Raw genomic sequence first — 14,971 nt, forward strand, 5'->3', positions numbered from 1 at the left:
CTGTCATGCGCCGCCGCCGGCCTCCCGCACCTGTGCCGGCCTCAGGCGGCGGGCGATGCCGAGGCGGGCGAAGTGGTCGACGAGGTCGGGGCTGTCGATGGCGGCGGGGTTGACGACGTCCTCGACGCGGGCGCCCTGGAGCAGCCGTTTCACGGGGACCTCGAGTTTCTTGCCGGTGCGGGTGTGCGGGATGCCGGGCACGGCGAGGACCTCGTCCGGGACATGGCGGGGAGAGGCGCCGGTGCGGATGGCGTCCCGGATCCGCTCGCGCAGGGTGTCGTCGAGTTCGACGCCGGCCGCGAGGACGACGAACAGGGGCATCCAGTAGCCGCCGTCCGCCTCCTCCGCGCCGATGACCAGGGCCTCGGAGATCTCCGGGAGGCGTTCCACGACGTCGTGGATGTCGGCGCTGCCGAGCCGGACGCCGTTTCTGTTGAGGGTGGAGTCGGAGCGGCCGTGCACGATCACCGACCCGTGCGAGGTCAGCGTGATCCAGTCGCCGTGCCGCCAGACGCCGGGGTAGGTGGCGAAGTAGGCGGCGTGGTAGCGGCTGCCGTCCGGGTCGTTCCAGAAGTACAGCGGCATGGACGGCAGGGGGCGGGTGACGACCAGCTCGCCCACCTGATCGACGACGGGGAGGCCGTCGGGGTCGTAGGCCGCGAGGGCCACGCCGAGGTTCGGGGCCGACAGCTCCCCCGCCCACACCGGGGTCGTGGCGGCGCTGCCGGCGAAGGCGGAGACGATGTCGGTGCCGCCGCTGGTGGAGGCGAGCTGAACGGCGGCGCCGACATGGGCGCGCACCCAGGGGTAGGCGGAGGCCGGCAGGGTGGAGCCGGTGCAGCCGATCGCACGGATCGCGGACAGGTCGTGCGTGGAGGGGTCGATGCCGAACTTGGCCATGCCCAGCAGGTACTGGGGGCTGGTGCCGAAGACGGTGACCCGGTGGCGGGCGGCCAGTCGCCACAGGACGTCCGGCTGGGTGAGCAGGGCCGGGGAGCCGTCGTAGGTGCAGGTGGTGGCGCCGGTCAGGAGGGTGGAGACGACGAGGTTCCACATCATCCAGTGGGTGGTGGTGTACCAGAGGAGCCGGTCGCCGGGGCCGAGGTCGCAGTGCAGGCCCAGGGTCTTGAGGTGTTCGAGCAGCACGCCGCCGTGGCCGTGGACGATGCCCTTGGGCAGTCCGGTGGTGCCGGAGGAGAAGACGACCCACAGTGGGTGGTCGAACGGCACCGGCGTGCAGCGCAGTTCCTCGGTCCGGTTGGCCGCGTCCTCCCAGGGGACGACGAGCGACGGGTGCGCCTCCTCGGGCCAGGGCAGGCCGAGGTGGCCGACGAGGAGCGTGGCCTTCAGGGTCGGCAGGGCGCGTGCCAGTTCGAGGGAGGCGTCGCGGCGGTCGTGGGTGGTGCCGTTGAAGAGGTAGCCGTCCGCGGTGACGAGGACGGTCGGTTCGAGCTGGGCGAAACGGTCGGCGGCCGCCGTGGGGGCGTAGTCCTGGCCGCACACCGACCAGACGGCGCCGAGGCTCGCGGCGGCGAGGAACGCGACGATCGCGTGCGGGGTGTTGGGCAGGTAGCCGACCACCCGGTCGCCCCGGCCGACGCCCAGGTCGCGCAGGGTGGCGGCGACCGAGGCGACCTGCGCGCGCAGCCGGCCCCAGGACACCTCGTGTCCCGCGCCGGTCTCGTCCAGCGCGATGACCGCGATCTCGTCGCCGTCCTGGCTGCGCAGGGCGTGGTGGGTGTAGTTGAGGGTGGCGCCGGGGAACCAGCGGGCGCCCGGCATGGTCTCCTCGGCCAGCACCCCTTCGTAGTCGCTGTCGGCGTCGATCTCGAAGTACTCCCACACCGCGCTCCAGAAGCCCTCCAGGTCGGTCACCGACCAGCGGTGCAGAGCGGCGTAGTCGAGGTGGTCGTCGGCCTCCTCGACGCCCCGGTGGCGGGCGGCCCAGCGGCCGAAGTCCGCGATACGGCTGTGCGCGGCGTCCTCGGGCGCGGGCGACCAGAAGGGGGGCGCGTTCGTCATCGGGCAGCACTCCTCGACGTCGAGGCGGACAGGGGAAGGTGTGCGGGAACGCGGGCCGAGCACAGCAGTGGGGCCCAGGCTGCGGTGTCCGTGAAGCCGTCGGCGCCCACGGGGACCACGTCCAGGACCACGCGGTCGGGGCGCAGCAGGACGGCGTCCGCGCGGCCGGCGCGCAGCCAGTCGGTGAGCGTGTCGTCGGTGCCCACGGCGAGGACGGGCGCGCCGAGGGCTTCGGCGACCGCCGTCAGGGAAGGCGTCGGCGGGACGGCGGTCAGCACGGCGAAGGAGTCCCCGAGCAGGTCGTCGAGGCGTACCCGGCGGCGTCCGGCGGTCACGTCGGGCTGGGGGCACAGGGTGCCGCCCAGTCTGCTCCGCCGGACCAGTGGCCCCGGGGTGAGGGGAGGGCTGAGGTCCCGGCCGAGCGCCGCCGTCAGCCGGGGGACGCGGCAGAGCATGCCCACGGCGGTGCGGCGCAGCGCGGCGGCGCCGTCCTGCCCGCCCGTCATGGCCCAGCCGGTGGCGACGGCCAGCCGGATCAGCCGGCGGACGTGCGGCTTGCGCTCGCTCTCGTAGCTGTCCAGCAGCCGTTCGTCCACGCCGTGCCGCAGGACGAGCGCCAGCTTCCAGCTGAGGTTGTACGCGTCCCGCAGTCCGGCGCACAGGCCCTGCCCTATGAAGGGCGGGGTGAGGTGGGCGGCGTCGCCGAGCAGGAAGACCCGGCCCCGGCGCCAGCGGTCGGCGACCCGGGCCCGGAAGGTGTAGCGCGCCTGCCGTACGACGTCGAAGTCGTCGGCGTGGGAGAGGTCCACCCAGGGAGCCACCAGCTCGCGGAGCCGCTCGCGGCCGTCCGGGCCGTCGAGGTGCTCGCCGTCCCGCAGACGGAACTCCCAGCGGTAGCGGTCCTCGCCGACCCGCATGAAGGTGGCGGGCCGGTTCGGGTCGCAGACCTGGTCGACGCCCTCCCACGATCTGACCCGGGCGGTGGTGCGGACGTCGATGACGGTCCACCGCTCCTCGAAGCGCAGGTCCTCCCAGCGGGCGCCGATGGCGTCGCGGGTCGCGCTGCCCGCGCCGTCGCAGCCGAGGACGGCGTCCGCGAGCAGGAGGTGGTCGCCGTCGCCGGCGCGGAAGGTCACGCGGACGGGCCCCTCGGGGTCCTCCTCCACGGCGGTGACCTCGACGCCGCCCCGCAGTTCGCACTCCGGATGGGCGGCGAGGGCGTCCCGCAGCAGCCGTTCCAGTTCGGGCTGGTCGAACATGCTGGTCTGCGGGTAGCCGTGGCGTCCGCGCGGGGAGCGAGGCACCTCGGCGATCACCCGGTGCCGGGCGTCCAGCAGCCGTAGTCCGTTCGCCGGGCGGGAGACGGCGGTGAAGGCCTCGTCGACGCCGGCGGCCTGGAGGATCCGGCAGACCTCGTCGTCCGTGGCGACGGCCCGGGGCAGCGGGTAGACGTCCGTGTGGCGTTCGAGGAGGACGCTGCGGACTCCGCGCCGGGCGAGCAGCAGGGCGGCCAGGACGCCGACCGGGCCCGCCCCGACGATCGCTACCGGTGTGTGGGGTGCCGATTCCGCGGTGGTGCGCGGCTCGCGGCTCACCTGCTGTCTCATGTCGCGTCGGCCACAGGGGTGCGCTGCTCGCCGAGGTCGATGCGGCCGTCGGGCGTGGCGATGCCGGCGGTGATCAGGTCGCCCGCGTGAAGGTAGCGCGGGTTGCGGGCCTGGCCCCTGAAGAACGCCTTCCACTTCACCTCGGCCGGCAGCAGCGCGCCGATCTTCTCGACCGGCTTGGACGGGGCCTTGAGGGCCGTGCCGCCGCCCACGAACCGTTTCGAGCGCCGTCGCGCCGAGACCCGGCAGGCACTCGTCCGCGCGGCCCGGCAGATCCTGGCCGAGACCGGGGACACCAGCGCGAGCATCCAGACGATCGCCGAGCGCGCGGACGTCGGCATCGGCTCCTTCTACAACCACTTCGAGTCGAAGACGGAGCTGTTCCAGGCGGCGGTCCGGGACGCCCTGGAGGAGTTCGGCCAGGCCTTCGACCTGCTCCTGGAGGAGATCGACGACCCGGCGGAGCTCGTCGCGACCAGCTTCCGGCTCAGCGCGCGGATGGCCGACTCCCACCCCGAGTTGATGCAGGTGCTGCGCCACCGGGGCCTCGGCCACATCCACTCCGACACGGGCCTGGCCCCCCGCGCCCTGCGCGACCTCCAGGCCGGCGCCGCGTCGGGCCGCTTCGCCCTCGCCGACCCGACGGTCGCCCTCTCGGCGCTCGGCGGCACGCTGCTCGCCCTGGTCGAGCTGCGCTTCACCCGCCCGGACCTGGACGGCGACGAGGCGGCGTCGAACCTGGCCGAGATGGTGCTGCGGATGCTGGGCGTGCCGCCGGAGGAGTGCCGGGAGATCGCCCACCGCCCGCTGCCCGATCTCGACGTCCGGTAGGGGGTAGCTGGTAGGCGGTATGCGGTAGCTGCCGGCGCCTGCCCGTCGTTTCCGCGCGGTTTCCGCGCGATCGCTACGGCGTGGTCGTGCCCGTCGTCGGTGCCGGGGACTCGCTCGACGTCCCCTCGTCGTCGGCGGACGGCGTCTCCTCGGTCACGACGATCACGGTGCTGCCCTCCGCGACCCCGCTCCCGACCGTGAGCGCGCTGGACGTGACGACGGCGTCGGACGCCTGCGACGAGCCGGACGCGACGCCGACCCCGAGTCCCAGACCGGCCAGTTCGCTCCGAACGCGACCGGCGCCGGGTGCCACCGGAGAAGGTTCGGTTCGCCTGGTCCACCGAAATTCACTGCACGTCTCCGCCGGGGTGCACCACACAGACAGAACCGGGGCTTCCGTTCGAAGCCCCGGTGAGAACGCCCTGCATGCGAAGAGGAGACTCCCGGTGGGCCGCCGTGCGCCCCGTCCCCGGTTCAGGTCGCCTCGGGCTCCGGGGTCAGCAGAACGAAGTCCGCGTTCGACGGGTCGAGGCAGACGGCCAGACGGCCGACGCCCGGGGCGTCCTCCGGGCCCATCTGCACGCTGCCGCCGTTCCCCGTGACCTTCGCGACCGCGGCGTCGCAGTCCTCGACGGCGAACACCGGGTGCCAGTAGGGCCGCCCGTTCGCGAGGGCGAGGTTCTCCTCGGACATCTGCATGACCCCGCCATGCATGCGCTCCTCGGGCAGCCCGGCAGGGGTGACCAGCGCGTACGTACCTCCGCCGCCCGGGAGTTCCATGTCGCCGAACGTCCAGCCGAAGACCTCGCCGTAGAACTGCTTGGCGGCCGCGGCGTCGGTCGTGTACAGCTCGACCCAGGACAGCGAGCCGGGCGCGTCGACCAGCTCCACGCCCTTGTTCGTGCCCGGCTGCCAGGCGGCGAACTGGCCGCCCAGCGGGTCGCTGAACTGGGCCATCCGGCCCCACTCCTCGAGATCCATCGGCGCCACCCGGACCGTGCCGCCCAGGCGCTCGACGGTCCCGGCCGTGGCGTCCAGATCGGTGACGCTGTAGTAGATCATCCAGGCCGATCGGGCTCCGTCCTCGGTGAGCTTGCCCAGCCCGGCGACGATCTTGCCGTCCTTCCGGAACATGCCGCCCTCCATCTCCTCCCCCTCCCCCATCGACTCGTACTCCCATCCGAGTACGGCGCCGTAGAAGGACGCGGCGGCCCGGACGTCGGGAGCACCGAGGTCGAGCCAGCAGGGGCTGCCCGGGGCGAAGTCAGTGGTGATCATGACGGTTCCCTTTCACGGAGCGTGTGTCCTCAGCCTGGCACCGGGCCTCGCCACCCGCCCGTCAGGTGCGCCTGATCCGGGCAGGCGGGCGAATTGCCGGTACCGGCCGGGTCACGAGAGGTTCTTCTCCAGGGCGGTCAGATAGCTCTTCATGAAGTGGTCGCGCACACCGTCGCCCGCGGGCGCGAGGGCGTCGGCGGTCAGTCCCCTCACCCGGTCGGTGAGGCCGCCGACCAGTGGCATGGACTCGTGGACCTTGCCCCGCGAGTCGATGTACCGCAGTACGTCGACGTGCGTGTAGACGGGCTCCGGGGGCAGGTGCGGCACCACGTCATTGTTGTTGACGAAGCGGTACATGCGGTCCTTGAAGCCCTTGTTGTAGGCGGCGGCGAGCGTCCGGTCGCAGGTGCGGGGCTGACCGAAGGTGTAGACGCCCTCGGCCGCCAGCCGGGGCTCGTCGAGGTACATCCGCGCGCCGGCCAGCATGGCCAGCGCGCCGCCGAGGCTGTGCCCGGTGAACCACACGGTCTGGCCGTCGGTGCGCAGTTCCTCGAGTGCGTCCCTGACGTCCGGGAAGATCGATTCCAGGGCCTCGGCGAAGCCGTGGTGGACGTGGCCCGTGCCGCCGGGCCCCTGGCGCGGCGGGGTGGTCGCGTCCGTCAGCCAGTCCTTGATCCGCATCGGTTCCGTGCCCCGGAACGCGGTGACGATCATGTGCTCGCTGGCCGCGGTGTAGGCCTGGGTGTCCTGGAGCGGAAACGGCGGGGTGAACCGGGTCTCGTGGTGGCGCACCCGCTCGAAGCCCCAGGAGACCGCCGTCCGCTCGATGGTCTCCCGGTCCTTGTAGGCCAGTTCGGCGGCCCGGGCGAGACTGTAGGCGTGCTGGAGGCTGTAGCCCTCGGCACGGTGGTCGATGGCGGTGGGCACGGTCATGGGCGGGTGTCCCTTCACGGCGGCTGAACCGGTCGACGGCGGACCGGCAAGTCGTGGCCGGCCCGCACCACGACCTGTCGTACCGCCGCCCCACCCAGCCGCGGCACCGACACACCCGCCGCTCACCCCAAAGGCGGGCGCGCGACGCGGGCGCGCGGGACGGGCGCGCGACCCGGGTCGCCGGTGGTGCAGTCGGCCTTCCGGCGCATCCCGGGGTGCACGTCGTCACCGACGGCGGGTTCGCCGCGATCGCCCGCCCGTGGCGCCCGGGGCTCGCCACCTGCCGCCACTGAGCGTGTCAGCCGCGGTGTCAGCCGTGGTAGTTGATGTAGCCGTTGCCGTCCGCGTCGTTGGCGCGCTTGGTGTACGAGTGGACGTCGGCGCGGGCCCCGGTGGGCTTGAGCAGGTAGATGGTGTCCTTGTCGTTGTTCCAGATGAAGTTGCAGTTCTGGCGGTAGACGACATTGCCGGCGTCGGAGTCGGTGCCGCGCCCGCCGCGCAGCTTCACGTAGTCGCCGGGCTCGAGCTTGTGACTCCCGGTGAACGTGAACGTGTTGCCCACGGCGTCCTTGACGACGTACCCCTTGAGGTTGACGGTCGCGGTGCGGGAGTAGTTCTTGATCGTCAGGTACTCGTCCTTGGTGTTGCCGCCCGAGCAGCGGTTGGAGTCGCTGCCCGGGGCGTCGTACTGGACGCCCTTGACCTTCAGCGCGGACGAGTACTCGGCAGCCTGGGCCGGCACGGCGGCGACCAGGGCGAGCGTGCCGGCGGCGGTCGCGGCGGCAGTCGCGGCGAAGGCATGGCGTATCGACATGAGGAAATCCCCCCTCAGTGGTGCGAATGGAGCGTGTGGAGCCTACCTGAGGTGATCAAAGCGTGTTCACTATGCGAGGAAAGCGTGAAGAGGGCCACGAGAGTCGCGCTCGCCGCGCTCGCCGCGCGCACTCGGTGCCCCGAGCACCGGCGACTCGCCCTGCGCCACCCCGCGGCCGCCGGGCTCGGTGAACTCCTCGACACCCTCTCCCCCGACACCGCACGCGGCCTCCTGCCCGACCTGGTCGATCTGTCGCGCCGCCGTCCGGACGCGGCGCTCACCCGCCGGTTCGGTGACTGGGGCCTGCGGGACGGGGACGTACTGCGGCTGCTCGACGAGGTCGCCGGCAGCGGCGACGACGAGCTCGCCGGCGCCGCGGTGGTCGCCGCCGCCCGGCTGGGCGCCGACCCGGACCCGGCGCTGCGGCTGCTGGAGCGCCGCCTCGGCGACAACGGCTGGTGCCTGGAGGAGGTGGGCCTGCTGGGCCCGGCGGCCGCACCGCTCCTGCCCCTGGTCGAGGAGTACCTGCACAACGGCTACGAGTGGCACCGCATGCACGCGGCCGAGGCCCACTGGCGCATCACCGGTGACGCGTCCACGGCCCGTCCCGTCCTGACCTCGCTCGCGTCGCCCCTCCCCGTGGGCGTCCGCGCCCTTCAGACCCTCCTGCTGATCGGCCCGCCCTTCGCCACCGACCTGCGGCCGCGTCTGCTGCGCTGGTCGACGTCCGAGCGACGGCTGCTGCCGTCGTACACCCTCGCCTCCGGCAGTGCGCTCCGCTCCCTGGACGACCAACTCCGGGACGCGGCACGGCAGATGCTCGCGTGACACTCGGGCCCGCCCCGGGGAAACACCGCCGTCGTGCACACGACACCGACTCGGCCACCGACTCACCACCGAGGAGAAAGACCCGTGAGAAGGTTTCCCACCGTCACCCGCCGAGACGAGTTCGCCGCCCTGGTCGTCAGGACCGACTACGACGACGACCAGGCGTGGCAGGACGTGACGGCGGCGTTGGCGGAGCCCTGGGGCGACGGACCGTACGACGCGCAGGTCCACTTCGTCGACGATCCGGCCTGGGCGGGGGCGACCGTCGACGAGGTGCTGGCGGCGGTGCGCGCCGACGAGGACCTGGCCGTCGTCTTCCTGGCCGACCGGACGACTCTGCGGGCCGGTGGCCAGGCCCTGCCGGCGGTCACCACGCTGACGCGGGAGGAGTGCGTCGACGAAGAGGACTACGAGCAACTGACCGAGTTCGGGCGCGAGTTCCGCACCACCGTCGCGGGCGTCCACTGCGTCCACGCGAACCTGAGCATCGGCAACCTGGGCTTCGAGGAGTACGCGGCCTGGGCCCACGACGATCCCGAGGGGATCTATCGGTCCGGCTGAGCGGCCCTGGAACGGCGCGGCGGATCACTCCGGTTGGGCCACCGCGTCCCGCTGCAGTTGCACGGCCGCCAGCAGACTCAGCTTCGGCTCCGCCTGGCGCAGCGCCTTCACCGCCGAGACCGAGGCGATGTCACCCTGGAAGCCGACGGCGGCGAGCCGGGAGCGGACCCAGTGGGCGCGCAGCCGGGTCTCGGTGGCGGCGGCGGTGGACTCGACGAGTGCGGCGGCGCGCTCCAGTCCCGGGCGTTCCTCGGGCGAGGCCTCGGCCAGCGCCTGGCGCAGCGCCGTGGCGACCACGTCCGCGTCCCGGATCGTCAGCACGAAGGTGTGCTTCTTGTTCAGCCCCGCGATTCCTGTCATGTGGATCATCCTGGACATCGTCTCCCGCGCCTGCCAAGCGACTTGAGGAGCCTCAGAGGATCGGCGCCGCGTACCCGCCCACCCGGCGACGAACGCGGGCGAGGTGCGTCGTCGTCGCCACCGGGCTCAGGGGAACGGGCCGACGCCTATGACGAGCAGGGCGATGTCGTCGACCGGCTCGGACGTCCGGCCGATCAGGTCGTCGGCCATGGCGTCGAGGTCGCCCGGGTCGGCGCGGGCGACGAGGTCCGCGAGCGCGCTGATGGAGTCGTCCAGGTCGAGGCCGGGTCGTTCGACGAGTCCGTCCGTGTACAGGACGAGGACACAGCCCGGTGGCATCGGGTACTCGACGGCGACGTAGTCGGCCCGGCGTTCAATGCCGAGGAGCAGGCCGGGCGGGACGCGGAGCACCTCGGTGCGGCCGTCGGCGTACCGCAGCACGGCGGGCGGATGGCCGGCGCTGGCCAGGCAGGCCACCCGGTGGACCAGGTCCAGATGGACGTAGAGACAGCTGGCGAACCGGTCGGGGTCCAGGTCGACGAGCAGACGGTTGGTCGTGCCGAGGACGTCGGCCGGGGACGCTCCGGTGGCCGCGTGGCCGTGGACGGCGGTGCGCACCTGTCCCATCAGCGCCGCCGCGTCGATGTCGTGTCCCTGGACGTCGCCGATCGCGGCGGCGGCGGTCGTGTCGTCCAGGCGGATGAGGTCGTAGAAGTCGCCGCCGACCTCCACCCCGTGGCCGGACGGCCGATAGCGGGCGGCGACGCGCAGACCGGGGAGCTCCGGCAGGTGCCGGGGCAGCAGCGCGGCCTGGAGCTGATGGGCCACGGTGTACTGGGTGTCGTAGAGGCGACCTCGTTCGAGGGCCTGGCCGACCAGGCCGACCAGGGCGGTGAGGGCCGCGCGTTCGGTGGGCGGGAAGTGCTGGGGACGGTCGAAGGCGAGGACGAGCGAACCGATGGCGCGGCCGGAGGCGATCAGCGGGAGGAACGCCCAGGACACCTTGTCGTCGAGGTGGACGGCACTGGGGTAGGAGCGCCGCAGTTCGTCGAAGGTCGCGAAGAAGTGCGGGGTGCAGGTGTCCAGCACGCGCGCGGCGGGGGTGTCCGCGGTGAGGGGCAGGTCGTCGAAACGTTCCATCAGCTCGGCGTCGTAGCCGCGGTGGCCGAGGATCCTCAACCGGCCGTCGCGCGGTGCCATCAGGGCCATGGCCTTGGCGCCGAGCGCGGGCATGAGCTGGTCGGCGGCCTGGTTCACCACGTCCTTGACGCCGACGGCCTCGGTGAGCGTGGCGGCCAGGTGCATCAGGTGGTAGAGGAGACCGGCCCGGCCGGGTCCGGCGACAGGTGGTTCCTCCGTCGCGAACGGGTCGGCGGCCGGCCGGGCCGGGGCCGCCGGGTCCTCGTCCTGTGGTGCGCCCGGGGTGATCCGGACGCTGATGCCGGACGGGTCCGGGTAGAGCTCGAAGACCAGGGGGCTGTCCGGCGGGCGCACGGCCCTGAAACGGGTGGGCTCCTCGCTGACCACGGCCGACCGGTAGCGGTCCTCGATCTCGGGGACGTCCATCCAGGGCAGTGCCTCCCAGGGCAGGGCGCCCACCAGGTCGGCGGCGTCGACACCGAGGAGCGTCGCGGCCTCGGGCGTGACGAAGGTCAACCGGCCGGTCATGTCCAATGCGCACGCCCCGCCCGGCAGCCGGGCGATGAACGCGGCCAGCTCGCCCGCCTCGGCCGGAACGGTTCGGGCGCGCACCGGGTGCGGCAGCATCCGCGGCGCGTCCGGCGGGTGCGGTCCGTCGCGCTCGGCCGCCCGGTGCAGCAGGAGGCCCAGGCGGCGGCAGCCGGCCTCGACGGCCTCGCGCTCACCGTCGCTGAGCCGTGGCGGATGGGAGGCCGGCCACAGCAGCACCAGCCCGCCGACGGCCGCGCCCTCGGCGGTGAGGGGAGCGGCGGCCAGCGCGAAGGCGTACGGGAGCACGAGGGAGGTGCGCGGGTAGCGGCGGGCCATCTCCTCCGTGTCGCCGATCCACACCAGCTCATCCCCGCGTACGGCGTCCGCCACGGGAATGGACTCGGACATGCCGACCCGGGTCCACGGGAGGGTCATCTCGCGGGGCGTCCCCGTCATCGCCACCAGCCACAGCGCGTCACCGGACGGGGGCAGGACGTAGAGCAGGCCCCGGGACGCGCCGCACTCCTCGACCGCCGCCAGCAGCCCCGCATCCACCGAATCCACCGACTCCACCGAATCGGGTACGGCGTCGGACTCGGCCACGCGCCCGGTCACTCCGCCTCCCGGGCGCCGTCCGGCACCCGCCGGGGCCACGCCACCGCGACCACGACCGGCGGCCCGGGGACGCACGTCCGGCTCCGGCGGAACCGGGCCCCACCCCGCAGAGCGAAATCCACCCATATATGAACACTAGTCTGTTTCGGGACACCCCACCCCGCGCGGTACGGGGGCTGTCTATCCGCGCGGTACGGGGGCTGTCCGGGGCTCACCTCAGGGACGCGCGGGAGCACTCTCAGGGGCGCGCGGGCACTCTCAGAGGCGCGGGGGCACGTGGATGTCCAGGACACAGATGTCGTCGCGGTGTCGCGGTCGCAGCGCGGCCAGGGCCGGGGCGAGGGGGTCGTCGGGGTCGGCGCGCAGGAACCGGAGCGCGGTGTCCGCGAGCCGCCCGAGGCCCGCTTCGATGTCCTCGCCCGGTTCCTCCACGAGCCCGTCGGTGTACAGCAGGAGGTGGTCCGCGGGCAGCAGGTCGATCACGGCCTCCCGGAACACGGGTGCTCGGGCGGCGCCGAGGAGGATGCCCTCGGGCTGCGGGAGGAACACGGCCTCCTCGCCTCGGAGCAGCAGGGGCGGCAGATGCCCGGCCCGCACCCAGGTCAGCTGGCGGTTCCAGGGGCGGTAGTGGGCCATGACCATGGTGGCGGTGGTCCCGTACGGGTCCCCGGGGGTGTGGAGCAGGAGGGTGTTGAGGCGGCTCAGGACGTCGGGGAGCGGCGATCCCGTGACGGCCATCCCCTTCGCGGTGAACCTGAGCTGGGCCATCGCGCCTACCGCGGCGAGACTGTGGCCTGCGACGTCCCCGACGACGAACAGGGCGCTCTTGTCCGGGAGTTCGATGGCGCTGTACCAGTCGCCTCCGACGTTCACTCCGCTGTCGGCGGGCACGTAGGCGACGTCCACGCACAGACCGGCGAGATCCAGCGACTGTTCGGGGATCGGCAGCAGGGTTTCCTGGAGGCGTGCGGCGAGCGCGCGTTCGGCCTGGAGCATGCCGCGCTGGACGAGGACCGCGCGCTCGCTCTCGCGCAGGGCGATCTCGGCGTCGCGCTGCGCCGTGAGGTCCTGGAAGAAGCCGTGCACCTCGACGGGGGTGCCATCGGCGTCCGTCTGTGCCTCCGCGACGATCCGCAGGTGCCGTACCCCCTGCGCGAGGGTGATCCGGAACGGCTGGTCGATGGGGGCGCCCTCGTCGAGCAGCCGCCGGACGGCCGTACCGAGTCTCGGCAGGTCGTCGGGGACCAGCTGCTCGGGCAGTTCCTCCAGGGGCATGGGCCCCTGGGCGGGGTCGCGGCCGAAGATGGCGTAGACCTGCTCGGACCAGGTGATGGTGTTCGTCGTGAGGTTCCATGTCGCCCAGCCGAGGTTGCCCAGGCGCTGCAGGTCGGCGAGGCGGCGGGCCTCGCGCACGCTCGTGTCGTGACGGATCCAGGACACGACCAGGCGGTCCCCCAGCCGGGAGGACCGTACGGAGTAGGTGGACCGCCGGGGGACACCGGCCAGCACCTCCTCGTAGCCGAACTGTTCGCTCTCGTAGGCCGTTCCCGTCGTCAGCGTGCCCAGGTACCCGTCCCACAGGGCGCTGCCGGCCACGGTCGGGTACGTCTCCAGGATGCTTCGGCCCACCAGCTCCTTGCCCCGGCGGCCGGCCACGTCGACCGATTCCGGTGCCGCCGCCTCGATCCGGAAGTCCTCGACCGTGCCCGTCTCCGTCCGCAGGGGCGTGAGCAGGACCGCGGGTCCGGGCAGGGCGTCGAAGATCCGCTGGATGGTGTCCACGTCGTCCTGGGCCGGGTCGGCGGCGTTCGTGACCCGGCCGACGCGCAGCGGCCCGCCGCACAGGCGGACGGCCCGGCGCAGCAGGGTGCGTGTTCCGGTGTCGAACGCGCCGCGGCGGGTGCGGAGGAAGCCGACGACGGCCGCCGCCGACCGTTCCCCGGACACGGGGATCCAGGCGCGGGACGGCCAGCGTGCGGGCGGGGAGCCGATGAGCAGATGGCGGGCGGCGTCCCGCTCCGGTGCTTCGAGCCAGACGGGCTTGCCCTCGGCGATCGCCTCCAGCGCCGCGACACCCGCGACGGGCGGGATGTGGCTCCATGGCTCGTCGAGGGCGTCGTCGACGCCGGCGTGTCCGGCCAGCTCCAGGCTGCCGGCGGCGCCCACGGTGTAGATCATGACGGCGTCCACGTCCGCAGCGTGGCCGAGCGCCGTCCGCAGCAGACGCGCCACGTCGTGGGGCGTGCGCGCGCCGGCCAGGGCGTCGGCGAGCCCGGCCGGCAGGGTGGGCTCGCCAGTGCCCGCCAGGTTCTGGCCGGTGCTGAACGGGGAGGGGCCGGCCTCCGGGGATGTGCCGATCGCCGGGCCGACGGCGCGCACCGGCGGCGGGGCGCCGTCCCGGCCGGGCTGGCCGGTCCGGCCGAGGGTGATCCAGCACTCCTCCATGAGCGTGCGCCGCCGCCGGCACGCACGTGCGAGCAGCAACTCGTACGCCGCGTCCGCCGACACGCCCGCCTGTGCCATGACGACGCCCTTGGCGCGCTCGACGACAGCCGTCATGGAAGCCACGCCTTCGAGGTCCACGACCTCGGCCCGCAGCCTGGCCACGACCCTCGCCAGGGCGAGCACTCCGGGGGCGGCGCTGTCCTCAGGGAGTGCGGGCTCGCTCTCCATGCTCCGAGCATGCCACGGCGGTGCGCGCGGGGCCCTTGGAAGGGAGCGGGGAGAGGGAGGCGGACGAGGGTTCGCCGTGGCAGCGGACGGGTGTTCGCCATGATCGCGCGCAAGACCACGGCCTCGCGCCGCAAGGAGAGGGAGGAAGACCCACGGCGTGCCGGGGCCGCACCGCCCCGGCACGCTCGTTGTCCTGCGGGGTCGGCGCCGCGGTCATCGGCCGCCGCCGCCGACCAGGGCTTCGGCCAGTTCCTGCGGATTTGTGTAGCGCTCCTTGTCCGGCAGGCGCCGTACGGCTTCCACGAGCCCGTCCGGGGCGTTCCTGCGGCGCAGGGCCCTGGACAGCTCGCCGGGGCCCGCAGGGAAGGGGCCGCGGCCCAGGGTGCGGCCCAGTTCCAGGCGGACTGTCGCCAGCGACGCCCGGGAGCTGCCCGGCACCACCGGGCCGCCCCAGATCTGTGGATCGTCCTCGGCGGACGGCTCCGGGTCGTGCCATTCCTCGGACCGGGTGGGGTGCCCGGACCGGAGCAGGCCCTGAAGCTCGTGCTTCATCTCCTCGTCCCGGTGCACGCTCAGCCGGTCACTGCCTCGCTGCATGTCTCCCTCCAGATGCTCGGGGGCTGACCCACCGCGTACCCGTGGGGAGGGAGGCGACACGGGGTACGCCCGACCCGGGGGCAATCCGCTGGCCCGGATTTCGGCCACCGGTGGAAGATGTCTCGGTCCGGGGATTCCGACCGTGCGGTATCGGTCGTATCGGTCGTGTCGGTCGTGTCGA

The 14,971-nt window shown here is 73.2% G+C and carries 13 protein-coding genes and 1 pseudogene; 3 read left to right on the forward strand and 11 right to left on the reverse strand.

What is annotated here, in order from left to right; genetic code table 11:
- Positions 1–3: 3 nt before the first annotated feature.
- From ACZ6D7_RS27455 to ACZ6D7_RS27465, 3 genes and pseudogenes are all read right to left on the reverse strand, one after another.
- Positions 4–2,022, reverse strand: a complete 2,019-nt coding sequence (locus ACZ6D7_RS27455; protein WP_469496041.1) for an acetoacetate--CoA ligase — start codon at positions 2,020–2,022, stop codon at positions 4–6.
- Complete coding sequence (gene mhpA / locus ACZ6D7_RS27460; RefSeq protein WP_469496044.1) at positions 2,019–3,629, reverse strand: bifunctional 3-(3-hydroxy-phenyl)propionate/3-hydroxycinnamic acid hydroxylase MhpA; 1,611 nt, start codon at positions 3,627–3,629, stop codon at positions 2,019–2,021. Before mhpA ends, ACZ6D7_RS27455 begins: the two co-directional genes overlap by 4 nt.
- Positions 3,626–3,835: pseudogene (locus ACZ6D7_RS27465) on the reverse strand (fumarylacetoacetate hydrolase family protein); the annotation flags it as partial. The gene mhpA and the pseudogene ACZ6D7_RS27465, both read right to left, overlap by 4 nt.
- Between ACZ6D7_RS27465 and ACZ6D7_RS27470 the strand changes: the two are divergent.
- A complete protein-coding gene (locus ACZ6D7_RS27470; protein ID WP_469496046.1) occupies positions 3,828–4,460 on the forward strand; it encodes a TetR/AcrR family transcriptional regulator in 633 nt (210 codons plus the stop codon). The pseudogene ACZ6D7_RS27465 and the gene ACZ6D7_RS27470 overlap by 8 nt on opposite strands.
- A 73-nt stretch (positions 4,461–4,533) precedes the next feature.
- Here the strand turns inward: ACZ6D7_RS27470 and ACZ6D7_RS27475 are convergent, their stop codons facing one another.
- From ACZ6D7_RS27475 to ACZ6D7_RS27490, 4 genes are all read right to left on the reverse strand, one after another.
- Positions 4,534–4,773, reverse strand: a complete 240-nt coding sequence (locus ACZ6D7_RS27475) for a hypothetical protein (protein ID WP_469496049.1) — start codon at positions 4,771–4,773, stop codon at positions 4,534–4,536.
- 161 nt (positions 4,774–4,934) lie between these two features.
- Positions 4,935–5,738 carry a VOC family protein gene (locus ACZ6D7_RS27480; RefSeq protein ID WP_469496051.1) on the reverse strand — a complete coding sequence of 268 codons (804 nt, stop codon included), beginning with the start codon at positions 5,736–5,738 and terminating at the stop codon, positions 4,935–4,937.
- A gap of 111 nt (positions 5,739–5,849) precedes the next feature.
- Positions 5,850–6,671 (reverse strand): lipase family protein, encoded by an 822-nt coding sequence (locus ACZ6D7_RS27485; RefSeq protein WP_469496054.1) that lies wholly within the window; start codon positions 6,669–6,671, stop codon positions 5,850–5,852.
- Positions 6,672–6,981: 310 nt separating this feature from the next.
- Complete coding sequence (locus ACZ6D7_RS27490) at positions 6,982–7,485, reverse strand: lamin tail domain-containing protein (protein WP_469496057.1); 504 nt, start codon at positions 7,483–7,485, stop codon at positions 6,982–6,984.
- Positions 7,486–7,569: 84 nt separating this feature from the next.
- On the opposite strand from ACZ6D7_RS27490, the gene ACZ6D7_RS27495 reads away from it, so the two are divergent.
- On the forward strand, positions 7,570–8,313 hold the full coding sequence (locus ACZ6D7_RS27495) for a hypothetical protein (protein ID WP_469496059.1): 744 nt from the start codon (positions 7,570–7,572) through the stop codon (positions 8,311–8,313).
- Between the two features lie 84 nt (positions 8,314–8,397).
- Positions 8,398–8,874, forward strand: coding sequence for a DUF6924 domain-containing protein (locus ACZ6D7_RS27500; protein ID WP_469496060.1), 477 nt, complete (start codon positions 8,398–8,400; stop codon positions 8,872–8,874).
- Between the two features lie 24 nt (positions 8,875–8,898).
- Here the strand turns inward: ACZ6D7_RS27500 and ACZ6D7_RS27505 are convergent, their stop codons facing one another.
- From ACZ6D7_RS27505 to ACZ6D7_RS27520, 4 genes are all read right to left on the reverse strand, one after another.
- Positions 8,899–9,234 carry a hypothetical protein gene (locus ACZ6D7_RS27505; RefSeq protein WP_469496063.1) on the reverse strand — a complete coding sequence of 112 codons (336 nt, stop codon included), beginning with the start codon at positions 9,232–9,234 and terminating at the stop codon, positions 8,899–8,901.
- Positions 9,235–9,360: 126 nt separating this feature from the next.
- Positions 9,361–11,520, reverse strand: coding sequence for a SpoIIE family protein phosphatase (locus ACZ6D7_RS27510; protein WP_469496066.1), 2,160 nt, complete (start codon positions 11,518–11,520; stop codon positions 9,361–9,363).
- A 258-nt stretch (positions 11,521–11,778) separates the two neighbouring features.
- Positions 11,779–14,193 carry a SpoIIE family protein phosphatase gene (locus ACZ6D7_RS27515; protein ID WP_469496068.1) on the reverse strand — a complete coding sequence of 805 codons (2,415 nt, stop codon included), beginning with the start codon at positions 14,191–14,193 and terminating at the stop codon, positions 11,779–11,781.
- A gap of 213 nt (positions 14,194–14,406) precedes the next feature.
- Entirely contained in the window at positions 14,407–14,790 is a 384-nt protein-coding gene (locus ACZ6D7_RS27520) for a DUF2795 domain-containing protein (protein WP_469496071.1), read from the reverse strand.
- Between the last annotated feature and the right edge of the window lie 181 nt (positions 14,791–14,971).

The organism is Streptomyces sp. NPDC041784, from assembly GCF_055591025.1.